Annotated in this window: 22 protein-coding genes; 10 read left to right on the top strand and 12 right to left on the bottom strand. The window is 65.9% G+C overall.

What is annotated here, in order from left to right; translation table 11 throughout:
* Positions 1-51: 51 nt before the first annotated feature.
* The 4 genes from AB7849_RS14575 (at position 52) to AB7849_RS14560 (ending at position 4,802) form a co-directional block, all read left to right on the top strand.
* Positions 52-642 carry a response regulator transcription factor gene (locus AB7849_RS14575; RefSeq protein ID WP_037100129.1) on the top strand — a complete coding sequence of 197 codons (591 nt, stop codon included), beginning with the start codon at positions 52-54 and terminating at the stop codon, positions 640-642.
* Positions 643-748: 106 nt separating this feature from the next.
* On the top strand, positions 749-3,004 hold the full coding sequence (locus AB7849_RS14570; protein WP_008212217.1) for a TonB-dependent receptor: 2,256 nt from the start codon (positions 749-751) through the stop codon (positions 3,002-3,004).
* 152 nt (positions 3,005-3,156) lie between these two features.
* Positions 3,157-4,329, top strand: a complete 1,173-nt coding sequence (locus AB7849_RS14565) for a sialidase family protein (RefSeq protein WP_008212219.1) — start codon at positions 3,157-3,159, stop codon at positions 4,327-4,329.
* Between the two features lie 2 nt (positions 4,330-4,331).
* A complete protein-coding gene (locus AB7849_RS14560; protein ID WP_037100132.1) occupies positions 4,332-4,802 on the top strand; it encodes a hypothetical protein in 471 nt (156 codons plus the stop codon).
* A gap of 18 nt (positions 4,803-4,820) precedes the next feature.
* On the opposite strand, the gene AB7849_RS14555 is transcribed toward AB7849_RS14560, so the two are convergent.
* From AB7849_RS14555 to AB7849_RS14545, 3 genes are all read right to left on the bottom strand, one after another.
* Positions 4,821-6,896: a DUF6311 domain-containing protein gene (locus AB7849_RS14555; protein WP_369501215.1), complete on the bottom strand. Its 2,076-nt coding sequence runs from the start codon at positions 6,894-6,896 to the stop codon at positions 4,821-4,823.
* A gap of 125 nt (positions 6,897-7,021) precedes the next feature.
* Positions 7,022-8,545 (bottom strand): M56 family metallopeptidase, encoded by a 1,524-nt coding sequence (locus AB7849_RS14550; RefSeq protein ID WP_008212228.1) that lies wholly within the window; start codon positions 8,543-8,545, stop codon positions 7,022-7,024.
* On the bottom strand, positions 8,538-8,903 hold the full coding sequence (locus AB7849_RS14545; protein ID WP_008212231.1) for a BlaI/MecI/CopY family transcriptional regulator: 366 nt from the start codon (positions 8,901-8,903) through the stop codon (positions 8,538-8,540). The genes AB7849_RS14550 and AB7849_RS14545 overlap by 8 nt, the downstream gene beginning before the upstream one ends.
* A gap of 202 nt (positions 8,904-9,105) precedes the next feature.
* On the opposite strand from AB7849_RS14545, the gene AB7849_RS14540 reads away from it, so the two are divergent.
* Complete coding sequence (locus AB7849_RS14540; protein ID WP_008212233.1) at positions 9,106-10,461, top strand: 3-oxoacid CoA-transferase subunit B; 1,356 nt, start codon at positions 9,106-9,108, stop codon at positions 10,459-10,461.
* 74 nt (positions 10,462-10,535) lie between these two features.
* On the opposite strand, the gene AB7849_RS14535 is transcribed toward AB7849_RS14540, so the two are convergent.
* The 3 genes from AB7849_RS14535 to AB7849_RS14525 all read right to left on the bottom strand — a co-directional run bounded on the left by AB7849_RS14535 (position 10,536) and on the right by AB7849_RS14525 (position 12,984).
* Complete coding sequence (locus tag AB7849_RS14535) at positions 10,536-11,507, bottom strand: sensor histidine kinase (protein ID WP_008212235.1); 972 nt, start codon at positions 11,505-11,507, stop codon at positions 10,536-10,538.
* 36 nt (positions 11,508-11,543) lie between these two features.
* Positions 11,544-12,275, bottom strand: a complete 732-nt coding sequence (locus AB7849_RS14530; protein WP_008212236.1) for a response regulator transcription factor — start codon at positions 12,273-12,275, stop codon at positions 11,544-11,546.
* Between the two features lie 94 nt (positions 12,276-12,369).
* Positions 12,370-12,984: an arylesterase gene (locus AB7849_RS14525; protein WP_008212239.1), complete on the bottom strand. Its 615-nt coding sequence runs from the start codon at positions 12,982-12,984 to the stop codon at positions 12,370-12,372.
* On the opposite strand from AB7849_RS14525, the gene AB7849_RS14520 reads away from it, so the two are divergent.
* The 4 genes from AB7849_RS14520 to AB7849_RS14505 are packed head-to-tail and all read left to right on the top strand — an operon-like array spanning position 12,983 to position 17,563.
* Complete coding sequence (locus AB7849_RS14520) at positions 12,983-13,684, top strand: ABC transporter ATP-binding protein (protein WP_008212241.1); 702 nt, start codon at positions 12,983-12,985, stop codon at positions 13,682-13,684. The genes AB7849_RS14525 and AB7849_RS14520 overlap by 2 nt on opposite strands.
* Positions 13,681-16,164 carry an ABC transporter permease gene (locus tag AB7849_RS14515; protein ID WP_369501213.1) on the top strand — a complete coding sequence of 828 codons (2,484 nt, stop codon included), beginning with the start codon at positions 13,681-13,683 and terminating at the stop codon, positions 16,162-16,164. Before AB7849_RS14520 ends, AB7849_RS14515 begins: the two co-directional genes overlap by 4 nt.
* A gap of 46 nt (positions 16,165-16,210) precedes the next feature.
* Positions 16,211-16,417 carry a hypothetical protein gene (locus AB7849_RS14510; RefSeq protein ID WP_081491770.1) on the top strand — a complete coding sequence of 69 codons (207 nt, stop codon included), beginning with the start codon at positions 16,211-16,213 and terminating at the stop codon, positions 16,415-16,417.
* A 12-nt stretch (positions 16,418-16,429) separates the two neighbouring features.
* A complete protein-coding gene (locus tag AB7849_RS14505; protein ID WP_008211917.1) occupies positions 16,430-17,563 on the top strand; it encodes an SLC13 family permease in 1,134 nt (377 codons plus the stop codon).
* 32 nt (positions 17,564-17,595) lie between these two features.
* Here the strand turns inward: AB7849_RS14505 and AB7849_RS14500 are convergent, their stop codons facing one another.
* The 6 genes from AB7849_RS14500 to gspN form a co-directional block, all read right to left on the bottom strand.
* Positions 17,596-18,369 carry a DUF4097 family beta strand repeat-containing protein gene (locus AB7849_RS14500; RefSeq protein ID WP_008211915.1) on the bottom strand — a complete coding sequence of 258 codons (774 nt, stop codon included), beginning with the start codon at positions 18,367-18,369 and terminating at the stop codon, positions 17,596-17,598.
* Positions 18,370-18,623: 254 nt separating this feature from the next.
* A complete protein-coding gene (gene mazG / locus AB7849_RS14495; protein ID WP_008211336.1) occupies positions 18,624-19,433 on the bottom strand; it encodes a nucleoside triphosphate pyrophosphohydrolase in 810 nt (269 codons plus the stop codon).
* Positions 19,434-19,536: 103 nt separating this feature from the next.
* A complete protein-coding gene (gene cysQ / locus AB7849_RS14490; protein WP_008211333.1) occupies positions 19,537-20,358 on the bottom strand; it encodes a 3'(2'),5'-bisphosphate nucleotidase CysQ in 822 nt (273 codons plus the stop codon).
* The gene (gene nudE / locus AB7849_RS14485; protein WP_008211331.1) at positions 20,355-20,912 is read right to left on the bottom strand and encodes an ADP compounds hydrolase NudE; all 558 of its coding nucleotides are present in this window, start codon (positions 20,910-20,912) and stop codon (positions 20,355-20,357) included. Before nudE ends, cysQ begins: the two co-directional genes overlap by 4 nt.
* Before the next feature lie 25 nt (positions 20,913-20,937).
* Positions 20,938-21,726, bottom strand: coding sequence for an inositol monophosphatase family protein (locus AB7849_RS14480; protein WP_008211330.1), 789 nt, complete (start codon positions 21,724-21,726; stop codon positions 20,938-20,940).
* Entirely contained in the window at positions 21,726-22,508 is a 783-nt protein-coding gene (gene gspN / locus AB7849_RS14475; RefSeq protein WP_369501211.1) for a type II secretion system protein N, read from the bottom strand. The genes AB7849_RS14480 and gspN overlap by 1 nt, the downstream gene beginning before the upstream one ends.
* 265 nt (positions 22,509-22,773) lie before the next feature.
* Here gspN and AB7849_RS14470 point away from each other — a divergent pair, with 265 nt between their 5' ends.
* Positions 22,774-23,508 carry a 16S rRNA (uracil(1498)-N(3))-methyltransferase gene (locus AB7849_RS14470; protein WP_008211324.1) on the top strand — a complete coding sequence of 245 codons (735 nt, stop codon included), beginning with the start codon at positions 22,774-22,776 and terminating at the stop codon, positions 23,506-23,508.
* Positions 23,509-23,570 lie beyond the last annotated feature (62 nt).

Raw genomic sequence — 23,570 nt, 5'->3', positions numbered from 1 at the left:
GACGCGCCATATCCGGCAAAATGGCCGGCATTGCTGCAGGAATTCCTCACGATGAACGATTTCACGCCCCCCGCCGCGGCCCCACGCCCACTGTTGATCATCGACGACGACGCGACCTTCGTGCGCGTGCTGGCACGGGCCATGGGGTCGCGCGGCTTCGAGGCCATCACCGCCACCAACATCGACGAGGCCCGCATGCTGGCCCGCCGCCACCAGCCACGCTACTGCGTGCTCGACCTCAAGCTCGGCGAGGAAAACGGCCTGCGCCTGATCCCCGAGTTGCAGGCTCTGGTGCCGGACATGCGCGTCCTGCTGCTCACCGGCTATGCCTCCATTGCCACCGCAGTGGAAGCGATCAAGCGCGGCGCCCACGACTACCTGGCCAAGCCGGTCGATGCCGATGCGGTGGTGCGTGCGCTGCTCGACGGCGATGGCCCGGCACCAGACGACGACGACGTGCCGGATGCGCCCGAGGCGCCGCTGGCCCTGCGCCGGCTGGAGTGGGAACACATCCAGCGCGTGCTGACCGAATGCGACGGCAACATCTCCGAAACCGCCCGTCGCCTCGGCATGCATCGCCGTACCTTGCAGCGCAAACTGAGCAAGCACCCGGTACGCGAGCGGCCCGAAAGCGAGGACTGACCGCGCAGCGTCTCCTGGCGCGACGTCCACTGCGACAACGCGCCATCTACCGCCCGGCCACGGCAGCGCTATCCTTGGAACCCTAGACCCACGTCCAAGGTTTCACGTGAACCGCCCCGCTCCCCGCAGTCTCTGCCTGCTTGCGCTGGCCAGCGCCTGTACCTGCGCACTGGCCACCGAGCCACCCCAAGCCACCACGCTGGCGCCGATGTCGGTGCATGCCACCGACACCCAGGTGATGGGCATTCCCAGCGTGGCGGTGCGCATCACCCGCGCGCAAATGCAGCAGCAGAACATCGCCGACAGCGCCGATGCCCTGCGCTACGCGCCGAACCTGCAGATCCGCCAGCGTTACATCGGCGATCCCAACGCCACCATCAGCGGCCGCAACTCGGGCACCCTGCAAAGCGCCCGCAGCCTGCTCTACGCCGATGGCCTGCTGCTCTCCAACCTGATGAGTAATGGCTGGCAGGGCGCGCCGCGCTGGGGCATGGTCGCCCCCGAGGAGATCGGTGCGATCGACGTGCTGTACGGCCCCTACTCCGCGCTGTATCCCGGCAATTCGATGGGCACCACGGTACTGCTCCACACGCGCCTGCCGGACCGGCTCATCGCCAGCGCCAGCGCGCAATACATGAGCCAGGATTATTCGGACCACTACGGTGCGAGCGGCCACTACGACGGCCATCATCTGGCCGCGCTGCTCGGCGACAAGACGGGCCGCTGGCGTTGGCTGCTTTCGCTGAACCAGCTCGACAACCACGGCCAGCCGATGCAGTACGCCACCGCCAGGGCCGGCGGCAATCCGGCCACTGCGATCCCGGTGACCGGCGCCACCGCCGACCACAATCCCAACGGTTCGCCGCGGCTGGTCTACGGTGCCAACACCATCGAACATACCCGGCAAACCCAGGCCAAGCTGAAGGTCGGCGTGGACATCAGCGACCATGTCACCGCGCTGTTTACCTTGGGCTGGTGGCATAACCACGCCTTCGACAGCACGCGCAGCCTGATCCGCGACGCCAACGGCCAACCGGTCTACGGCGGCAGCATCCTCGTCGACGGAAAAACCTGGACACTGCCGGCCAGCGGCCTCGCCCAAAGCGCGTACGACCAGACCTACGTGCTGTACGGCGCCGAGTTCAGCGGCCACCTCGACAACGGCTGGCGCTGGGAAGCCGTGGCCAGTCGCTACGACTACCAGCACGACCTGGAACACGATGCCGCGTCAGCCTCGTCCACCAGTGCGCTCGGCGGCGCCGGTTCGGTCGCCGACATGAGCGGTTCCGGCTGGCGCACCTTCGACCTGCGCAGCTCCGGCCCACTCGGCGACGAGAACCTGCTGTACGTCGGCGCACACCTCGACCGCTACCAGCTCGACTCACGCGTGCGCGCCGCCAGCGATTGGCGCGGCCCCGCCGACGGCCCGCTGGTCACCGCCTACGGTGGTCGCACGCAAACCCGCGCGCTCTATCTGCAGGATGTCTGGAGCTTCGCCCCGGCCTGGGCACTGACCGCAGGCGGGCGCTGGGAACAATGGCGCGCCTCGAAGGGCCTGCTGGCGAATGTCGCGACCTCGCAGCACTACCCCAACCGCTCGCGCAGTGATTTTTCGCCCAAGCTCGCGCTGAACTGGGATCTCGCCGAGCGCTGGCAGTTGCGCCTGTCCTTCGGCAAGGCGGTGCGCTACCCGACCGTGGAAGAACTGTTCCAGGGCTCGCTCTCGGGCAACACCATCGTCAACAACGACCCGAACCTGCAACCCGAACGCGACTGGTCCACCGACCTCAGCCTGATCCACCAGCTGCCGCGCGGGCACTGGCGCGTGTCGCTATACCAGGACCGCGTTTCCGACACGCTTTACTCGCAGACCGACATCACCCTGCCGGTGCCGGTCACCAGCGTGCAGAACATCGGCAAGGTGCGCACCCGCGGCGTGGCCAGCGAGCTGGTGGTGAACGACGTGGGACTGCGCGGGCTCGATCTCAGCGCCAGCGTGGCCTGGAACGACGCCATCACCTTGCGCGATCGGCAATACCCCAGCGCCGATGGCAAGCGCTTCCCGCGCATTCCACGTTTGCGCGCCAGCGTGTTCGCCGACTACCGCTTCGCCCCCGGCTGGGATGCCTCGCTGGGCGTGCGCCGCTCCGGTCGCCAGTTCAACAGCCTGGACAACAGCGACGTGGTGAACACCTACGGCGCCACCAGCAGTTTCACCGTCGCCGATACCAAGTTGCGCTGGCGCTTCGCGCCGCAGTGGACGGCCTCGCTCGGCGTGGACAATCTCACCAACGAACATTACTGGGTCTACCATCCCTACGCCGGTCGCACTTGGTTCGGCGAGCTGCGCTGGGAACTGTAAGCCGCCGTTCTCCATCTCATCGGAGACGGCACGTCATATCCCTTTCGGCTCGCCCGGGAGACCGCAGGTGAAGTCAGTCGCCCGCCACGGTCTCGCCTTCCACAGCCTTCTTCCACATGCGGAGGAAGGCCACGTTTCAGGCCACGTCAATCATGCGCAAGTTGATCCTCACCCTGCTGCTCTGCCTGCTGCCCGTCGCCGTCATGGCCCACGACATGTCCGGCATGGCGATGTCCCACGAACCCGAACTTGGCGCCAGCGCCGCCTTCGATGCGCACGGCCGGCTCTGGGTGGTGGACGCGGCGGACGGTCACATCCGCGTGCGCCATTCGGACGACTTCGGCAAGACACTGAGTCCGCTCGTCATCGTGAATCCCGTCGCCGAACGCATCTACGACGAGGGCGAGAACCGTCCGAAGATCGCCTTCGGCCCCAAGGGCGAGCTGTACGTGAGCTGGTCGCAGCCGCGCGCGAAGCCGTGGACCGGTTACGTGCGTTTTTCCCGCTCGATGGATGGCGGCCGGCATTTCTCCACGCCGATCACCGTGCAGCACGATCTGGCCGACATCACCCATCGCTTCGATGCGTTGGCCGTGGACGGCCACGGTCGCGTGGTCATCGCATGGATCGACAAGCGCGATCAGGAAGCGGCCAAGGCCAAGGGCCAGCCCTATCTCGGCGCCGCCGTGTACTACAGCTGGTCGGACAACGAAGGCCGCAGTTTCGCGCCTGATCACAAGCTGATGGAGCACAGTTGCGAATGCTGCCGCATCGCGCTGGCACGCACGCCTTCGGGCGAAGTGGCCGCGTTCTTCCGTGGCGTATTCGGCGACAACATCCGCGACCATGCCTACGCCTTGCTTCCCACCACCGGTGCACCCGCCCATGCCGAGCGTGCCACCTTCGACGACTGGCATATCGCCGCATGCCCGCATCAGGGGCCCGGCCTCGCCATTGGTGCCGATGGCGTACGCCACGCGGTCTGGTACGAAGCAAAGAACGGCCCCACGATCTGGTACGGCCAGCTTGATCCCGACCATCCGGCGAAGCACAAGCTGAAGATTGGCGGCCCCGGTGCCGGCCATGCCGACGTCGCCGTGCATGGCCACACCGTGTGGCTGACGTGGAACCAGGTCAGCGCAAAGGGTTACACACTCATGCTGCGCCGCTCGACCGACAACGGCGTGCATTTCGATGCCGCCCGCGCGATCAGCCAGACCGACGGCGCCGCCGGTTCGCCACAACTGCTGCTGTGGCAAGGGCGAGCCTACGTAGCGTGGAACACCAGCACCGGCTTCCGGCTGGTACCCGCCAAGGCCCAGTGATCATGCGCCGCCCTGCCCTGCTCGCCCTGCTCGCACTAACCCTGGCGCTACCCAGCTTCGCCCAGGCGAACACGCTCACCGCGCTCACGGCCGCCGAGGTACCTGCTTTGCTGAAGCCGCCCGCCCACGGCGAACGCCTCCTCGCGATCTGGGCGCTCGATTGCGCTTACTGCGAATCGAACATGCAAGCGCTGGCGAAACTGCAACAAGCCCACCCGCACGAGATCACACTGGTCACCATCGCCACCGACGACATCGCGCAACACCAGGCGATCGAGCAACGCCTGCACCACGCAGGCCTGGACAACTACCCCGCCCGCGCCTACGCCGCCGCAACCCCAGACCGCCTCAACTTCCTGATCGATCCGAACTGGGGTGGCGAAACCCCGCGCACACTGCTGATCCGTGCCGATGGCACGCATCTGGGCATCAGTGGCGAATTGACGCCACAGCAACTGCAGAAGCTGCACTGAAAGCACGCAGCAGCTGACTCAACCGGCAGGCGCTACCCGTATCCCGACCAGCTCGACGTGCAATCGCACCCCGGATCGGGCCGGGCGCAACACCAGCTCCCGCAGATGCGGGCCGGGCCGGGTCAGCGGCACATCCAGACTCAACGTCCGGCACATCGCCGTGGTAAGCGTGCAACTGCCCGCCTGCCGACCATCGATCCACACGTCCAATTGCCGGGCCTGCGATTTGTGCGAACCGTCGGAGCGCAAGTCCAGTTCGACGCGTACCTGCTGGCCCGACGTCCCGTCCACCGGTACGAACACGCTGGCGGTATCGCCACGCGACGACACCGCGCCAGCATTCGTGCTGTTCCAACCCTCGCCGAGCAGCAACCGGCCCGGGCCACCAGCGGCCAGATCATCATGGAACGGCAACTGGAACGGCGACTTGGCCGAACTGGGCAAGCGCAGGTCCGTCGCTCGCACAGGCAGGGCCGATGACCAGCCTGGCGCCAGCACATTGTGTCCATCCAACCGGAACAACGCTGCCGCACTTGCCGGCACCGCCAGTCGTGCGGCAGCGACCTCGCGATCATCCAGCAGGTACAGCGTGGACGCATCCAACCTGTCGCCCAGCAAAGCTGCCTTCCCGTGGTTGTACAGCGACAGGAAACGCGGCCAGTCGATGCGCGCCAGTTGCACCGCGTCGGTTCGCATGCGGTGTTCCTGCGCATAGAACGCCAGCGTCTCCCAGCCCGGCGACATCAGCGCCAGCGGCAGTTGTCGCAGCGTGCGATATCGTTCGCCCACCGCATTCCAGAATGGGCTGTTCAGCGAAACGGGCGTACTCCTCGCGCGCGCCAGCAACGTCGTGCGCAGGCTCGACAATCCGACATGAAGATCCATCAGTTGCAACGCGACCAGCGCCAGTAGCAGCACCGTTCGCACCGGGCCACGCCAGCGTTGCAGCAGCACCAGCAGTGCCGCCAGCAGGATCAGGTAATACGTCACCCAGAACATTCGCCCCGTCGATTGCAGCGAAAGGTGCGAGAGCTTTTCCCACCAGCGCCGGGGCAACGGCATATGCCACTGCAGCGATCCGAAACCGACATTGCAGGTCACCGCCAGCACGGCAAGCAGCACAGCCACGATCCACAATGGGGACGGAATCAGGCGCTGGCGTCGAGGTTCCCGTCGCCAGGCCACCGTCAGCAAAGCCATCGCCACCAATGCCATGCCGCCCAGACCCAGATAGTTGAAACCCTCGTATTCGCCGGGCGCTTCCGCGAAGCGCAGGCCGAACCAGGACCAGCCATCGCCGTTGAACGGTGCCAGCAAGTTCATTTTGTAGTAGCCGAAGCCATTGGCTTGCATGCCATGCCCGGACACCATGAAGAAGCCCGCCAGCCACGCCACCACACACGTAGTCGAGACCACCAGCACCCATTCGGGCAGCCAGCGCCGAAGCACGCCACTTGGGCGCAGCGGCTCTGCTTGCTGCATGTTGCGCTGACGCTGCACCACGTCGGCCAGCCAGATCGCCACCACCATCGCAAACAGGTAGGCATGCACGACCATCGCCGTCGCTACCAGCACAGCCCACCAAGTGCTCTGGCGCCGACGTGACGGCCGCAGGCACAACCACAGTGCTGCCAGGATCATCCAGTGCCCTACCAGCGCCATGTGGCCGCCGAGCCGGTTCAGCATCGGCGGCGCCAACACGAAAAACACCGTGCCCAGCAGCTTGTCCAACGGTCGCGCTTGCGCCAGTCCCAACAGTCGCCACGCGAAGACCGCCTGCAACACGAAGCAGGCGAGCACCCACAAGCCGAAGTACTGGAACGGTTCCGGCAACCACGCGGACAACGGCTTGAACAACATCGCCAGCAGCGGGATCGAATCGGAGTAGTAGATCGAGCTGTGCAATCCCGCACCGTAGGCTGGATTGGCACCCAGCGGCCACGTCCAAGGCGCGTGTCGGTAAAAGGCCCAGCCCAGGTAACTCTGTGCGAGATCGCTGTGCGCCAGCCAGTTCACCTGACCCGGCCACAACATCACGCCGCCACTCACCCAGATACAGGCCATGAGCCCCAGCAACACCGGAACCGCGAGCATCCATCGCGTCGAAGACAACCATGTCGGAATGCGCAATGTCGGGCCTTTCAGTACACGGATAAGCGCGCATTATCACAGTTAATCCGTGCCCGGATGAACTCGCCCGCAACCCCGGCATGTCGCCATCACTTCGGCTCGAAGCGCACCTTCCAGCCATCGAACACCGCTTTTTTTCCGTCGACTTCGGCAATCAGGCGGAGTGCGCGATCGCCAGGCACTGCATCGAAATTGAAGGTGATCAGCGCATTGTTCAGCGCCTGCGGATTGAACAGTTCGAAGCCTGTCTTCGAGGCGATGGTCTGCGCCGCCTGGCGTGCGGGAACCTTGCTCAGGTGTTCACTCACCACGTGACCTGCAGCGCGGGCCGGGCAACCGACCAGCGGTATCACGTCGACGACATAGCTGCGCTTGCCATCCGCGCCCGTAGCGGTCACGCGCGACGACTTGCCCAGCCTGACACGCAACTCGCGACGCGCAAGTGGCGCATGGCCGTCTCCCGTCATGACCAGACGGATACGCACGCCATCGCGTCCCGAGGGCTCGGTGACGGCATCGATTTTCCAGTCGGGAAAGCTTGCCGTGGTCGTCTTCCCCGCCGCCGCGCAAAGCGCCAGCGAAGTGCGTTCGGCATGACGATGATGCGCCTCGTCCGCAGCGGTTTCGATCTTCATGTCCAACTGGTACGTCTGCCCATCGGCAGAGGAACCTTGCTCGGATGCGGCCGGCACGCTGGCGGCATAGACCGAGCCCGCGACAGCCAGTACCAGCGCCGTGCCAGCCATCGTTCCGGCCATCCGCTGCTGGCGGTTGGGTGAAGGCAATTTCAACATGGCGATACGCTCCGCAAGTGGGTGATGAGGCAACCAGGGACATCCCACCGGCAGCGCCAGAGCCGCCGACTGGGTTTTCAACATCGCATTGGCATAGGTGCGTCGTTGCCCGCCGTGTTCACGCATCACGGCGGCATCGCATGCCAGCTCCATGTCCTGGCGCATGGCATGCAAGGCCAGCCACACCAACGGATGGAACCAGCACAGCGCTGCACTGATCCGGGCCACCAGGCTCCACCAGCCGTCGCCACGCCGTGCATGCACCTCCTCGTGAGCGAGGATCAAAGCGCGTTCGGTCGCGTCGTAACGTTGTTCGAAATCGGCTGGCACGACAATGCGCGGGCGCCATGTACCGACCAGCGCCGGCCCGACATCCACGTTTGCCGCGCGCCATACCGGCCAGCGCAACGGGCCGCCATCCATCGGCGCCGCGCCGTCAAGACGCGCGTACCAACGCCATTGCGCGAACATGGTCAGCACCGCGCTCAACAGCACGCCGGCAAACCAGACCAGCATGCCCCACGCGTACCAGGCAGCGCTCGTTGGCATATCAGCATGCGCTGACAGCGCGCCACCAGCCGAGGTAATCGTGTACACCACCGCGGGCAAGGATCCGGCAGACGTTGCCGCATGCGGGCATTGGCTGGCCAGCACGGCGAGTGGCGGCAACAGCCAGAGCTGGAACGCGCGTTCGGCGCCGAACCACCGACGACACGGGCGGCGCAGAAGGCCCACCAGCAGGATCGCGGCGGTGAAAGCCAGCAGCATGATCCAGCCACGCGCCAGCCATGGCGCCACCATCGCGTCGATGCTATTCATCGCCCAGCTCCTCCAGCAGCTTGCGCAGCTCGGCAATGTCCTTCTTCGACAGCTTGCGCTGTTCGGAGAAGTGCGCCACCAGCGGCGCCACGCGACCGTCGAACAGGCGATCGAGCAATCCCTTGCTCTCTTGCGAAACGTATTTCTCGCGACTGAGCAGGGGCGTGTAGAGATAGCGCCGACCGTCGCGCTCGGCCTTCACCGCCTTTTTCTTCAGCAGGCGGTTGAGCAGGGATTTAACCGTGCCTTCCTGCCACTGCTGCGCCGGACCGACTTCGGCGAGGATGTCTTCGGCCGTGCGTGGCGCGGAATGCCACAGCACATCCATGATGGTCGCTTCGGCTTCGCTGATGGCCATGGCGTATCGTTCACATGTGTAATCGTGTGCTTATGTTTACGCACGTAAACGCTGCATGTCAAGCATGAACATGGCACCACGCCGCCCCGGCAACACTCCGTACCCTTCCGCACGGAAGCGCCCTGCGACCTCCATTCCCATGGGTCCGACGTCAATCCGTCGTATCCTAGGGGTCTGGCTCTCACTTCACGAAGGCACAGTAATGGACAAGGTGTATGCAAGCGCGGCCGCCGCGCTCGACGGGTTGCTGTTCGACGACATGACCATCGCCGCCGGCGGCTTCGGCCTCTGCGGCATTCCCGAAAACCTGATCGGCGCACTGCTGGAGGCAGGTACCAAGGACCTGACCATCGTCGGCAACAATGCCGGCGTGGACGACTTCGGCATGGGCCCGCTGCTGAAAACACATCAGGTGAAGCGCGTGTACGCCTCCTACGTGGGCGAGAACAAGGAGTTCGAGCGCCAGGTGCTGGCCGGCGAACTGGAACTGCACCTGACCCCGCAGGGCACGCTGGCCGAGAAGCTGCGCGCCGGCGGCGCCGGCATTCCTGGTTTCTATACCCGCACCGCGTTCGGCACCAAGTTGGCCGAGGGCAAGGAAACCAAGGCCTTCCACGGCAAGGAATACGTGCTGGAAGAGTCCATCACGGCCGACCTGTCGATCGTCAAGGCATGGAAAGGCGACGCGCACGGCAACCTGGTGTTCCGCGAGACCGCGCGCAACTTCAACCCGATGATCGCCACCTGCGGCAAGGTCTGCGTGGCCGAGGTGGAGCATCTGGTACCGGTGGGCGAACTCGACCCGAACAACATCCACGTGCCGGGCATCTACATCGATCGCATCGTGCAGGGCGCGAAGTACGAAAAGCGCATCGAGATCCGCACCCTCGCCGGCGCCAATACCGGCAAGGAAAACCCCACGCGCAGCGCGATGGCGCAGCGCGCGGCGAAGGAGCTGCGCGACGGCTTCTACGTGAACCTCGGCATCGGCATTCCCACCCTGGTGGCCAACTACATCCCGGCCGGCATCGACGTGGTGCTGCAGTCGGAGAATGGCCTGCTCGGCATCGGTCCGTTCCCCACCGAGGACCAGGTCGACCCCGACCTGATCAATGCCGGCAAGCAGACCATTACCACCCTGCCCGGCTCGGCGTTCTTCTCCAGTGCCGATTCGTTCGCGATGATCCGCGGCGGCCACATCGACCTGTCGATCCTGGGTGGCATGGAAGTCTCGGCCACCGGCGATCTCGCCAACTGGATGGTGCCCGGCAAGATGGTGAAGGGTCCGGGCGGCGCGATGGACCTGGTCAGCGGCGTGCGCCGTGTGGTGGTGCTGATGGAGCACTGCGCGAAGGACGGTTCGCCGAAGATCAAGCAGCAGTGTGACCTGCCGCTTACCGGCAAGCAGGTGGTGGACTTGGTCATCACCGACCTGTGCGTGTTCGAGGTGGAGAAAGGCAAGGGCCTGACCCTGATCGAACTCAACGACGGCGTGACCGTGGACGACGTCAAGGCGAAAACCGGCTGCGCGTTCAAGGTCAGCCCCGCGCTGGGCTGATCACCACCGGCGACAGGCTCCTGCAAAAAGCCCCCGAGCGCGCACCGCGCGTCCGGGGGCTTTTTCATGCCGCGTCATTCCGTGACGGGGACCGTGTGCGGGAAGCGCACGCGAATGATGCCTTCATGGTCGTCGCCGCCCCATTCCAGCGGCCAGGCGAAACGCTCGCTGATACGCCGCGCAATGGCCAGCTCGAAGCCCTGTTCGTGGCTCGCGTCATTCGTCGCGCGACCGATGCCCGAACTGCTCACTTCGACGGCCCCGGGCAATACGCTGATCTTCACCTTACCCTGCCCCGCGGCGTGCTGCCCGGCGTGTCGCACCAGTTGTCCGCACAGCACCGCGAACACCCGCGGCGCGCCATGCAAGGCGAATCGGGCCGGCTCATCCAGTTGCAACGTAATCGCCCTGCCGTGCAAGCCTTCGCGCGCATCCTCCAGCACGCGGCGCAGCACGTCATTGACCACGAAATCGTGTTCGCCCTGGCCATTGTCCGACTCTCTGGCAAGGATCAGCAGCGATTCCACCACCGCCTCCAGTTCGCGCGTGGCGCGCCGGATGCGTCCCAGCGAGCGTTGCCCGCTCTCGCTCAACGCCGGCTCGTCGGACAGCATGTCGGTGGACATCTTGATGATCGTCAGCGGACTGCGCAGCTCGTGGCTGGCATCGCGCGTGAAGTAGCGTTCGCGCTGGTTGTAGTCGGCAACGCGGCTGGCGAAAACGTGCAGCCCGCGCGCCAATTCCGCCAGGTCGGCATCGGAATGGCGCGGCAGGCGCTGCGGTTCCAGCGAATCCAGGTCCGGCTGTTGCTCGTTCCAGCCGCTGATCACGCGTGCCAGCGCACTCACCGGCCGCCACTGGCGTCGCGCCGCCAGCCAGGCCAGTACGCTGGTGATCACGATCAACGCCAGTACCGCGAGCGGCGGCGCGACGTCGTAAAAACCCATCAGGCAGGCAATCACCACCGCGACCAGTTGCAGTCCGAAGATCAGCACCAGCCGGCGATGAAACGCGCCGCGTCGAAACGCGGCGCTGGATGACGACATGCCCCTGTCAGTCATGATGATGGTACGGCCCTCCGATCAGGCCGGTTGCGTGGCTGACGCCACCTCCGCGGAGAGGTCCGCCAGCCGATAGCCGGCCGAATGGATGGTATGTAACAGGGGATGCGCGAAGGGTTTGTCGATGACCCGACGCAGGTTGTAGAGATGCGAACGCAAGGTGTCCGAATCGGGCAAGGTATCGCCCCAGATCTCGCGCTCGATGTCCCGGCGACTGACCACGCGCGGCGATTCGCGCATCAGGATCGCCAGCAGCTTCAAGCCGATCGGCGACACCGTGAGCTCCTGCCCGCCACGGGTGAGGCGCAGCGTGGCGGTGTCCAGGGTCATGTCGCCCACCGTCAGCACCTCGGTGGACACCTGGCGGCGATCACGACGGATCAGCGCACGCAGGCGGGCCTCCAGCTCACGCACTTCGAACGGCTTCACCAGGTAATCGTCGGCGCCGGCTTCCAGGCCGACCAGTTTGTCTTCCAGCGTGTCGCGTGCCGTCAGCATCAGTACCGGGGTGGATTTCTTGGCGTCGCCGCGCAGCTTGCGACACACGTCCAGCCCGTCCATGCCCGGCAGCATCAGGTCCAGCACCAGCACGTCATAGCTGTTGGAAACGGCCAGATGCAGGCCACTGACACCATCGGCGGCGTAATCCACCGAGTAGCCACGGCCTTCGAGGAACTCGCCCACCATCTCGGCGATCTGGCGATTGTCCTCGACCAACAGGATCAGCCCCGCGTTCTCTTCACGTGCGCTCATGAGCGACTCCCTACTCCGTTTCACATTTGTGAAAGGCTACCGGCGCGACCTGTGATCGAGGTGTGAAGACTCCACGCCATCGTTCAGATTCGTCTCAGCGAAGCAGCGGCTGCAGCTTGCTCCATACGGTGTCGAGCACGATCGGCTCGCCCGCGGCAAGGGGATGCAGTCCATCGTCCTGCATCAGCTCCGGCTTCAACGCCACGCCAGCGAGCAGAAACGGCACCAGCGCCACGTGCTTCTGCCGCGCCAGATCGGCGTAGATGGCGCGCAGGCCATCACGGTATTGCGGGCCATAGTTCACCGGCAGCTCGATGCCGAGCAGCAGCACCTTCGCCTTGGCCGCGGTGGACTCGTCAATCATCGCCGCGAGGTTGGCGCGCAGGTCAGCCAGCGACAGCCCCTGCAGGCCATCGTTCGCACCCAGCTCGATCACCACTACTTTCGGTCGGTACTTCGCCAGCAGTGCCGGCAGGCGATTGCGACCGCTCAGCGACGTCTCGCCACTGATGCTGGCATTGATCACCGTCCATGCCGGCACCATCTTGCCAAGACGGACATCCAGCAGATGCACCCAGCCCTGGTCCGTGGCTATGTTGTGTGCGGCGGACAGCGAATCGCCCAGTACCAGCACGGTCTTCGTCGGCGCGGCCTGCACCGTGGCGACCATCGCGAACATGGATAACAGCAGCCACAGGATTCGACGCATGAGCGGTACACCCCGGTTTCTTCTCGATGTGCGCGATGTTAGCAAGTCGGTACAAGGCCCCGAGGGGCGGCTGGATATCCTCGATGGCGTAAGCCTGCAGGTGGCGGCAGGCGAGAGCTTCGCCATCGTCGGCGCGTCGGGCTCGGGCAAAACCACCCTGCTCGGCCTGCTCGCCGGACTGGACACCCCCAGTGCAGGCAGCATTCGTCTCGATGGCCACGCGCTGGAAAGCATGGACGAAGAAGCCCGGGCGGATCTGCGGCGGCAACTGGTCGGCTTCGTGTTCCAGTCGTTCCACCTGCTGCCAGCACTCAGCGCCGAAGAAAACGTAATGCTGCCGCTGGAACTGGAGGGCGATCGCCTCGCCCGCACGCGTGCGCGCGAAGCCTTGGCCTCGGTTGGCCTGGAGGCGCGGCGTCGCCACTACCCGGCGCAGCTATCCGGCGGCGAGCAGCAGCGCGTGGCGATCGCGCGCGCCTTCGTGCACGGCCCGCGCGTGTTGTTCGCCGACGAACCCACCGGCAATCTCGACCAGCGCACCGGCCACCACATCATCGACCTGCTGTTCGCGCTGAACCGCGACCACCACACCACCCTGGTGCTGGTCACCCACGATGCCCAACTGGCCGAACGTTGCGTACGCCGGGTGGAACTGGAAGAAGGCCGCCTGCGCGCGCACTCCGCGGAAGCGGACGCATGAACCTGCTGCGGCTGTCCCTGCGCACTTTGCGCCGCGAATGGCGGCTGCCCGAATTGCGCACGCTGGCCGGCTCGCTGGTGCTAGCGGTGGCCGCACTCGGCGTGGTCGCCACGCTGTCGACACGGGTGGAGCGCGGCGTACTTGCCAGCGCGGCGGAACTGATCGGTGGCGACATCGGCGTGTCCTCGCCGCAACGTTTGCCAGACGACTTCGCCACCCGCGCCACCCACGACGGCTTGAAGGTCAACCGCAGCGCCAGCTTCCCCAGCGTGGCTTTTGCCCACGGCCGCAGCCAATTGCTTGATGTGCTGGCGACCGACGCGGCCTACCCGCTGCGTGGCACGCTGGAACTGCGCGACACCCATGGCCATACGCAGACGGGACACGGACCGGCGGCGGGCAACGTCTATCTCGATCATCGCGCATTGGTCGCGCTGCAGCTGCAGGTGGGCGACATGCTGCAACTCGGCGGCCGCGAACTGCACATCGCCGCCGAACTGGTACGCCAGCCCGATGGCGGTCAACTGATCGCACTGGCCCCGCGCGCGGTGATGAGCCTGACCGATGCCGAACAGGCAGGCCTGCTGGGTATCGGCAGTCGCGCCAGGCATCGATTGCTGCTGGCCGGTGCACCTGCCCCTGTCCACAACTGGCGCGATTGGGCGCAGTCGACCACCCTGCCGCAAGGCGCGCAACTGATCACCCCGGAACAGACCCGCCAGCGCATGCGCAGCGCTTTCGATCGTGCCAGCGCCTTCCTGCGGCTTACCGCGTTGCTGTCGGCCCTGCTCGCCGGCGTGGCGATCGCCCTGGCTGCGCAACAGTACGCGCGACGCAAAACCAGCGAAGTGGCGTTGCTGCGCGCCCTGGGCACCCCGCGACGACGGGTGTTCGGCCTGTTGATCGGCACCTTGCTGGCACTCGCCGTACCCGCGTTGATCTTGGGCGTGGCGCTGGCCCTGGGACTGGCACAGGCTGCCTGGCTGTTTGCCAGCACCTTGTTCGCCGGCGTGCCGACGGTGCTGCCGTGGGGCCCTGCATTGGCCGCGACCGGCATCGGGCTTGCAGTGCTCGCCGGCTTCGCCCTGCCGCCCTTGGCGCGGCTGGCCGAGGTATCGCCGGTCGCGGTTTTCCGCGACAGCGTCATGCGACGGGTACGACGTTTCGACAGCCTGTACCTGGTTCCGGCGCTGGTCGCGCTGGCCCTGATCTGGAGCCAGAGCGGCTCGGCGCGGCTGGCCGGCATTCTTGCCATCAGCCTGTCCGGCGTGGCCGTGGCAGCCGCCCTGCTGGCGTGGGGATTGCTGTGGCTGGCGCGCCGCGTGGCACCGGGTGCGCATCCCGCGCTTCGACTGGGGCTGGCCGCGCTGGCCCGGCGCCGCGGGCTCAGCGTGATCCAGGCCACCGCGCTGGGCATGGGCCTCACCGCGCTGCTGGTGCTGGCGATCATCGCGCCCTCCATGCTCGACGGCTGGCGCAGCGAATTGCCCTCGAACACGCCGAACTGGTTCGTGCTGAATCTGCAGACCAACCAGCGCGACGACTTCAGCAAGGCACTCGCGCGACTCGGCGCGGACCAGCTCAACATGCTGCCGCTGGCGGTCGGCAAGCTGGTAGCCATCGACGGCCATCCGATCGACGGCCTGCACTTCAACGACCCGCGCGCGAAAGACTGGAGCGACCGCCAGTTGCGCTTGTCCTGGGCCGGCACGCTGCCGCCGGCCAACCGGGTGATCGCCGGACACTGGTTCACGCCCCGGCCCGCACAGGCGGAAGTGTCGGTGGATACGATGTGGCGCGACATGTTCGCGCTGAAGCTGGGCGACACGTTGAGCTTCGACGTGGGTGAAGGCCGGCTCGACGCCAGGGTCACCAGCTTCCGCCAGGTCGACTGGAGTTCGTTCCGCGTCAACTTCTTCCTGTTGCTCGACCCCGCCCACGCCAGTGCGCTGCCGCACACCTGGCTGGCCAGTTTCCATTTGCCACGCGGGCACGCGACGCAGGTGGCCACGCTGTCGCGCGCCTATCCCAACCTGAGCCTGGTGGATGTGGACGACCTGCTCGACCGCATCCACCAGATCGTTGATCGCGTAAGCGGCGCGGTGCGTTGGGTGCTGGCTTTCAGCCTGCTCGCCGGCGCGCTGGTGCTGGCCGCCGCGCTTTCCGCCAGCGCCGCCGAACGTCGCCACGAAGCGGCGCTGTTGCGCACGCTGGGTGCACGGCGCGGGCAGCTTCGCATCGCGGCTGCCTGCGAGTTTGCGTTGCTCGGTCTGATCGCCGGGCTCACCGCCACCGCGGGCGCGGCCGGCGCCGGCTGGTGGCTGGGACGGCAGGTGTTTCACATCGAGCACTACGTACCACCGCTTGGGCCACTGGCCTTGTCCGCGCTGATCGCCGCGGGCGTGGTGATGCTGCTGGGGCTGGCCGGCACGCGCAAGGTGACGCACACGTCGCCGATGCGGCTGTTGCGGGAGGGCTGAGCAGACCCCAGACTGGCGCCACGACTCTCCAGACGGAAACACGTCCATGTCTACTCCCGAAAAGCCCGATACGCCCCGGCGCCGCCGCAACATGGGCGCCGGCATCGCCATCGGCATCGGCCTCGGTTGTGCCTTTGGCGTCGCGCTGCACAACCTGGCCCTGGGCATTGCCCTGGGTGCCGGCATCGGGATCGCCATCGGTGCCGGCAGCACTCGCTCTTGCCGTCGCCGGGGCGACGACGAAACGCACTGACATCGCCACCGCATGCCGCCTACTTCCTCCGTTTCCCGACCTTGGCTGCATCGGCTGAAAAGCGAGTGGCTGTTGCTGCTGTTCGCCATCCTGGCCATCGCGCTGGCCCTCATCGACCCACAACCGCTGGCGCAATATCGCCGCTGGTTGCAACTGCCCACGCTGGCGGGCCTGCTGGGCTTGCTGATCGCCATCCAGGGCATCCGCGACAGCGGCCTGGTGCAACACGCTGCCAGCCTGTTGCTGGCACGCATGCATTCGCTGCGTGGGCTGGGCCTGCTGCTGGTGGCGCTCACCGCACTGCTGTCGATGGTACTGACCAATGACGTAAGCCTGTTCCTGGTCGTGCCATTGACGCTGGCAGCCGGCAGCATTTCGAATCTGCCGGTGGGCCGCATGGTGGTGCTGGAGGCGCTGGCCGTGAATGCCGGCAGCACGTTGAGCCCGATCGGCAACCCGCAGAACCTGCTGCTGTGGCAGCACGCACAGGTACCGTTTTTTCATTTCGTCGCGGCGATGCTGCCCGTCGCAGCGGTGATGCTCGTGCTGCTGGGCGCGTTGACGTGGTTATGGCTTCCGCGCGAACGCGTGGCGCTCACCGCGGAACGCCTTGATGACAGCGTCGCGTCGCGCCGATTGGCGCTGGGCGCCGTGCTGGCACTGGTCGGCATGGTCGTGGCGATGGAATACGGCCACGCCCTGACAGGTGCGCTGTTACTGCTGCTGTTGTTCGTGCTGTTGGCGCGACCCAGCCTGCGTCGGATCGACTGGCTGTTGCTGCTCACGTTCGCGGCAATCTTCCTCGGGCTTGGCCATTTCGCCGAATTGCCGGTGGTGCGGCATCTGCTTGGCCACCTCGACTTGCACCTGCCACTGATTCTTTACGTCAGCGGCATCGTCGCCTCGCAGCTGATCAGCAACGTGCCGGCCACCGTCCTGCTGCTGGATCACGCACCCGACGCACTGGCGCTGGCCGTGGCGGTCAACGTGGGTGGTTTCGGACTGGCGATCGGCTCGATGGCGAACCTGATTGCGCTGCGACTGGCAAAACAGCCGCACGGCTGGCGGCTGTTTCATGCAGTCTCGGTGCCTTTCCTGCTGGTGTGCGCACCGCTGGTGTACCTGGCATGGCGCGCGTTGGGATGAACCCCCGACGCGTGCCCCCGCCATAGGCATGCTCAGTCGTCGCTGGGCACGCTGACCTTGCCCTTCACCCCGCTGTGATCGACATCGCCGCTGCCCACCGCACTGACGCTCAGATTGCCCTGCACGTCCTTCACCGACAGATCGCCCGAGCCCAACGTGCTGGCCTGCACGCTGCCAGCCACCTGGCGCAGCGTCACGTCACCCGAGCCGATGCTGCCGATGTGCACGTCGCCGCGGATATGGCTGGCCTTGACGTCACCCGAGCCCACCGACCCCAGTTCCAGGCTGCCGATGTCCTCGGCGTCGACATCGCCCGAGCCCACGCTGCTGCTGAGCTTGCCGGTGATCCGGCGCACGTCCAGATCGCCCGAACCGACATGACTGGCAAGCTGCTGCAGATCGCTGACGTGGGCATCGCCCGAGCCCACGTCCAGCGTCACCGGCATGCTGGAAGGCAGTTGCAGCTTGAGATCGAGATAGGCGTAGGAGCTGCCGAACAGGTTGATGTTGAACCAGCCTTCCTTGTTGCCGATGTCGACGATCAACTGGTCGCCTTCGCGGCGCGAGGTAACCTGCAATTTGTCCAGCAGCGACTGATCCGATGCGCAAGCGCGACCGCTCAGCTGCAGGTCGGTCGCACTGCCATTGCCGAGGAGGTGCAGGTCGTGGCTGTGCACTTCGATCTGCACGCCATGCACACCGGCCAGGTCGAGCTTCAGCGCGCGCGGCGCCTGATATTTGCATTGATTGGTGGCGGTAGCCGCCAAGGGCAGCAGCAACAGGGCGAGGACGAGGATTCGACGCATGATGTTCTCCGCAAATGGATGAGACGGCCCTGCCAGGAGCGTGGGCGGTAGAAACTTTCGAGGCGAAAAAGTGGCTGCGTGAGGACAGATTTTCGACGATTCGCCGGCCCATAGTGGCTCTATGGGCCAAGAAGCGACGGACATATGGACCACGCAGCCACTTCTGCAGCCCGGAAGATTTCTACCACCCACGCTCCTAGGATGCAGCCCGGACAAAAAGGGTTGCAGGCCGGCTCGAACATCGCCGGATCCTGTCACTTGCCCTTTTCAGCCGCCTTGACGCATTGCCACAGTGCCTCTTGTGCGGAAAGATCATGCGCAGCCATGCCGCGCCCTTCCGCACGGGCCAACGCTTCCATGCCGCGGAAACGCCGCTCGAACTTCGCATTGGCATGGCGCAGCGCACGCGAAAAATCCACGCCGGCATGGCGCGCCAGGTTCACCATCACGAACAGCACGTCGCCGATCTCGTCTTCGAGCCGCGCCGGATCGGCGCCGGCGTCGAATTCCGCACGCACTTCGTCGACTTCCTCGGCCAGCTTGTCCAGCACCGGGCGATGGTCCGGCCAGTCGAAGCCCACGCCGGCAGCACGCTGCTGCAGCTTCAGTGCACGCTTCCATTCCGGCAAACCGTGCGAGACGCCGGCCAGCGCGCTGTCATCGTGGGCATCGCCTTTCGCCGCGCGCTCGGCCGCCTTGATCTCGTCCCAGGCGCGCTTCTGCGCATCCAGGTCGTCGTAATGCGTGTCGCCGAATACGTGCGGATGACGGCGAATCATCTTGTTGCTGATGGCATCGGCCACGTCGGCGAAATCGAACAACCCGCGTTCCTCGGCCATGCGTGCGTGGAACGCCACCTGCAGCAGCAGGTCGCCCAGTTCGTCGCGCAAGTCATCCCAGTCGCGCCGGTCGATCGCATCGACCACCTCGTAGGCTTCCTCGAGCGTGTACGCCGCGATGCTGTCGAAATCCTGCTGCACATCCCACGGGCAACCGTGTTCGGGATCGCGCAGGCGCGCCATGATGGTGAGCAGGTCAGCGAGAGTGTGGCGGGTGATGGTCATGAGAGAGGAGTGAGGGAAGAGAAGTGAGGCGTGAGAGAAGGCAAAAGCCTGCCGGCTGCGGGGTTTTCTCTCACTTCTCACTCCTCATTTCCCACTCCTCGCCTTATGGCAAGCCGGCGTCGCGCAACTTCCGCGTCCAGTCGATACCGCTGTCGCCTACGGCGATGAACTCGGGGTTCAGCAGCGACTCGCCGCGGTTGTAGCGAAACGGCTGGCCATGGAGATCCAGCACCGCGCCACCGGCTTCCTCCAGCACGCACTGTGCCGCGGCCGTGTCCCATTCACTGGTGGGGCCGCGACGCAGGTAGACATCCGCCGCGCCGCGCGCGATCAGGCAGAACTTCAGCGAGGAACCCAGCGGCTGCAATTGGTAGTCGTCGCCCAGCATGTGGCGCAACGTGTCTTCCTGCGCACCGCCATGCGAACGGCTGCCGGCCACGCGTGCCGGCCGCGCCAGCGCACGCGTGGCGATACGCTGCCACGCCCCGCCTTCATGCGCCTGTTGCCACGCGCCGTGCCCTTGCGCGGCCGCGAACAGTTCGCCAGTCACCGGCGCCAGCACCACGCCGAGCACGCTGTGATGGTTCTCGATCAAGGCGATGTTGACGGTGAACTCGCCGTTGCGCTTGACGAACTCGCGGGTGCCATCGAGCGGGTCGACCAGCCAGTAACGCGTCCATTGGCGACGCTGCTCCCACGGCAATTGGCGCGCCTCTTCGGACACGATCGGCCACACCGGATCGAGCGAGGCCAGGCCAGCGGCGATCACCTTCTGCGCGGCCAGGTCCGCAGCGGTCAACGGCGAATGATCGGCCTTGAACTCGACCTCGAAATCCTGCCGATAGATCGCCATGATCGCGTCGCCGGCGCGCCGCGCCAGCGCGCCCACCTGCTCCAGCAAGGCGCGTCCAAGAGCGCCGCTCACGGCAATTTCCAGCGGCCGGCGAGATACTCGCGCGCCATGAACAACGCGGCGATCGAACGCCCTTCGCTGACCTCCTCGCGCCCGATCAGCTCATGCAGTTGGGACAATTTCCACGGCACCACTTCAAGCTCTTCCGGCTCGTCGCCAGGCAGGCGTTCGGGGTACAGATCCTGCGCCAGCACCACATGAGCCACGTGCGTCATGTAGGCCGGCGACAGCGTCAGCGCATGCAGGTTCTTCAGCTTGCGCGCGCCGTAACCGATCTCTTCCTTCATCTCGCGATCGGCGCCCTGCTCGGCCGTCTCGCCGTGATCGAGCTTGCCCTTGGGCAGGCCCAGCTCGTAGCGGTTCACGCCTACGCTGTACTCACGCACCAGCAGCACGGTCTCGTCATCGAGCATCGGCACGATGATGACCGCGCCGGGCCCGCGCCCCTTGAGACGCTCGTAGGTGCGCCGTTCGCCGTTGGAAAATTCCAGGTCGACCTGCTCGACATGCAGGAAATGGCTGGTACCGGTATCGCGCGTGGCGTGGATGACGGGGAGCTTGGGCATCGTTCGATTGTAGCGCGCAGCCGCCTCAGCTGACGGCCGGAAGCACCAATCGGCGCAATGCCTGCGCGTGAATCTCCGGCGTGCCGGCCAGCACGCTGCGCGTATCCAGCGTCAGTGGCAGGCCTTCCAGATCGGTGAACACGCCGCCCGCTTCACGCACGATCACCGCCAACGCGGCAATGTCGAGAATGTTCACGTCCGATTCGACCACCAGGTCCAGCGCACCGCGCGCGAGCAGGTGGTAATGGCAGAAATCGCCGTGGCCACGGATCCGGTTGCTGTCGCGGATCAAGGCGCCCATGGCGTCCCAGCGCGCGTCGCCGGTAAGTGTTTTCACGTTGCCGGTGGAGATCGACGCCTGCGCCATGTCGCTGGTATTCGCCACGTGCACACGCTCGCCCTCGAACCATGCGCCGCCTCCGGCATGCGCCCACATCGTCTCGCCATACACCGGTGCGCTGGACACGCCCAGCACCAGTTCGCCGTGGTCCATCAGCGCAATCTGGGTGGAGAAAAACGGCGTTCGGCGCACGAAACTCTTGGTGCCATCCAGTGGATCGACCAGCCACAGCAGGCCATCCCGCGCACCGTCCAGGCCAAACTCTTCGCCGTAGATCGAGGCTTCCGGCAGCGCCGCATGCAACACCTTGCGGATCGCCTGCTCGGCCTCGCGGTCGGCCACCGTCACCGGCGTGGCATCGCTCTTGATCTCCACCTCGACGCCGCGGCTCCAGTAATGGCGGATCACTTCCGCGGCCGCCTGCGCCGCCTCGCGCGCGGCAGCCAGTGCCGCTTCCAGTTGCATCGGGGTCATCATTGCTCCATCCGGGAAGTGAGTCGGGCCAGGCCACCGCTGCCGTGCAACTGCAGCGAACCGTCCGGCGCGAGTTTTCCGAAACCGGCCAGCCACTGGCGCAGCGCGGGATCGTTCGTGCGCGGCTTCAACACCAGCGTGTAACGCCAGCTCAACGGACTCAGCGACGCATGGCCTGCGGCCTGCAGCGGCCCCGTGCCATCATCGCCAAGCTCCAGCTGAATGACTCCGCCATTACCCTGCGCGTGCAGGTGAAAGTTGCCCAACGTCACGCGCCGACCGTTTTCATCCACCGACACGTTCTGCCATTGCGCATCCGCATCCAGCTGCATCGGCCAGATGCCCTGCACGCGAGCGCCCACGATATGGACGTTTAGCCGTCCATGCAAGCTATTTCCGCGCACCCAGGGCAATCCGTCGAACAACGCCGCATCGGCCTGCAGCCGCACATGACTCCAGTCGACCACGCTGGCGGAGATGCGATGCAGCGTGCCATCGAGCGTCACGCCGGGCTTCTGCAACGCCAGTTGCAACCGGACATCACCCAGCAAGGCACGCCGCGACAAGGTCCACTGCACCTGGCCAATATCCATGCCATCAGCCGAAAGCACCCGCCCGGCACGCCCATGCCAGACCAGGCCATCGACTTGCTCAAGCCGCATTCCGTGCAGGCGCGGCCCCAATGCGGCCACGGCCCAACGCGCCGGCATGAACCACACCAGCAAGGCCAGTACGAGCACCAGCGCGGCCACGCCCATCACCATGATCCGCAGGATCTTCAAGCACACATCCTCGTTCGCGGGGTTTGTCGCACGCAGGCGACCGGTCACGTGACAGATGATAAAGGGTGCCCGGGAAAACCGTCGCCCTCTCCAACGCTGGCGGCAGTGTGCGTTCAGCCGCGGAACCGACGAGAACCGCCATCCGGCGCGGGATCGACCAATGTCCGCTCACGCGGATGCCCGGATCGAGCCGTCCCAAGCACTACCGCTGTTCCGGCCATGGCCAGGAGCGTTATGCTGGCAAGCCGTTTCAGCGTCCCATGTCATGCGCACCATCCGCATCCACGTCGAACAGCCACTGGCCATTGGCTGCGAATTGAGCCTTCCCGCCCAGGCCGCCGAACACGTCGCGCGCGTGTTGCGCATGACGGCAGGCGCCCCGCTCACCGTGTTCAACGGCGACGGCCATGACTATGACGCAGTCATTCTCGCCGTTGGCAAGCGCGAGGTTTCCCTGCGCGTGGAGCAAGGTCGCCGCATCGACAACGAGTCGCCACTGCGTCTGACCCTCGCGCAAGGCGTGGCGCGCGGCGAGAAGATGGACTTGATCGTGCAGAAGGCCACCGAGCTGGGCGTGAGCCGGATCGTGCCGCTGCTGACCGAGCGCTCCGAGGTAAAGCTGGATGCCGCCCGCGCCGAAAAGCGGCTGACGCACTGGCGCGCCGTGGCGGCCAGTGCCTGCGAGCAAAGCGGACGCGCCCGCCTGCCTGAAATCACTGCCGCCACGCCCCTGCAGGCGTGGCTGGACAACCTTCGCGGTGACGAGGCCCTGCGCCTGGCGCTGCTGCCGGAAGGCACGCAACAGGCGCGCGCGCTGGACTTCGGCGACGCCGGTGGCTTGCTGGTGGTGGGGCCGGAAGGCGGCCTGAGCGAACGCGATGTCGCGGCCCTGGTCGATGCCGGCTTCGCCGGCTTGCGGCTGGGGCCGCGTATCCTGCGCACGGAAACCGCCGGCCTCGCCGCTCTGGCGGCGCTGCAGGCCTTGCACGGGGACATCTAGAACCCGATCCGCCACTCACCGAAAAACGGATGCGCCAGGACCACACACCCACGAGCCTGATC

The organism is Rhodanobacter sp. FW021-MT20 (assembly GCF_041107475.1).
Taxonomy (GTDB): domain Bacteria; phylum Pseudomonadota; class Gammaproteobacteria; order Xanthomonadales; family Rhodanobacteraceae; genus Rhodanobacter_A; species Rhodanobacter_A glycinis.
Note: the sequence above shows the minus strand (reverse complement) of the source record. Positions and strands in the feature narration are given on the sequence as shown.

Bases quoted from the DNA above. Each gene is read 5' to 3' on its own strand.
- AB7849_RS14550 (WP_008212228.1), bottom strand. From the start codon at position 8,545: ATGAATAGCATCGACGCGATGGTGGCGCCATGGCTGGCGCGTGGCTGG.
- AB7849_RS14470 (WP_008211324.1), top strand. From the start codon at position 22,774: ATGCGCACCATCCGCATCCACGTCGAACAGCCACTGGCCATTGGCTGC.
- AB7849_RS14505 (WP_008211917.1), top strand. From the start codon at position 16,430: ATGCCGCCTACTTCCTCCGTTTCCCGACCTTGGCTGCATCGGCTGAAA.
- AB7849_RS14535 (WP_008212235.1), bottom strand. From the start codon at position 11,507: ATGTCGTCATCCAGCGCCGCGTTTCGACGCGGCGCGTTTCATCGCCGG.
- AB7849_RS14560 (WP_037100132.1), top strand. From the start codon at position 4,332: ATGCGCCGCCCTGCCCTGCTCGCCCTGCTCGCACTAACCCTGGCGCTA.
- AB7849_RS14480 (WP_008211330.1), bottom strand. From the start codon at position 21,726: ATGACCCCGATGCAACTGGAAGCGGCACTGGCTGCCGCGCGCGAGGCG.
- AB7849_RS14555 (WP_369501215.1), bottom strand. From the start codon at position 6,896: ATGCTCGCGGTTCCGGTGTTGCTGGGGCTCATGGCCTGTATCTGGGTG.
- AB7849_RS14545 (WP_008212231.1), bottom strand. From the start codon at position 8,903: ATGGCCATCAGCGAAGCCGAAGCGACCATCATGGATGTGCTGTGGCAT.
- AB7849_RS14565 (WP_008212219.1), top strand. From the start codon at position 3,157: ATGCGCAAGTTGATCCTCACCCTGCTGCTCTGCCTGCTGCCCGTCGCC.
- AB7849_RS14520 (WP_008212241.1), top strand. From the start codon at position 12,983: ATGAGCGGTACACCCCGGTTTCTTCTCGATGTGCGCGATGTTAGCAAG.
- AB7849_RS14530 (WP_008212236.1), bottom strand. From the start codon at position 12,275: ATGAGCGCACGTGAAGAGAACGCGGGGCTGATCCTGTTGGTCGAGGAC.
- mazG (WP_008211336.1), bottom strand. From the start codon at position 19,433: ATGACCATCACCCGCCACACTCTCGCTGACCTGCTCACCATCATGGCG.
- AB7849_RS14500 (WP_008211915.1), bottom strand. From the start codon at position 18,369: ATGCGTCGAATCCTCGTCCTCGCCCTGTTGCTGCTGCCCTTGGCGGCT.
- AB7849_RS14515 (WP_369501213.1), top strand. From the start codon at position 13,681: ATGAACCTGCTGCGGCTGTCCCTGCGCACTTTGCGCCGCGAATGGCGG.
- nudE (WP_008211331.1), bottom strand. From the start codon at position 20,912: ATGCCCAAGCTCCCCGTCATCCACGCCACGCGCGATACCGGTACCAGC.
- AB7849_RS14510 (WP_081491770.1), top strand. From the start codon at position 16,211: ATGTCTACTCCCGAAAAGCCCGATACGCCCCGGCGCCGCCGCAACATG.
- AB7849_RS14575 (WP_037100129.1), top strand. From the start codon at position 52: ATGAACGATTTCACGCCCCCCGCCGCGGCCCCACGCCCACTGTTGATC.
- AB7849_RS14525 (WP_008212239.1), bottom strand. From the start codon at position 12,984: ATGCGTCGAATCCTGTGGCTGCTGTTATCCATGTTCGCGATGGTCGCC.
- AB7849_RS14540 (WP_008212233.1), top strand. From the start codon at position 9,106: ATGGACAAGGTGTATGCAAGCGCGGCCGCCGCGCTCGACGGGTTGCTG.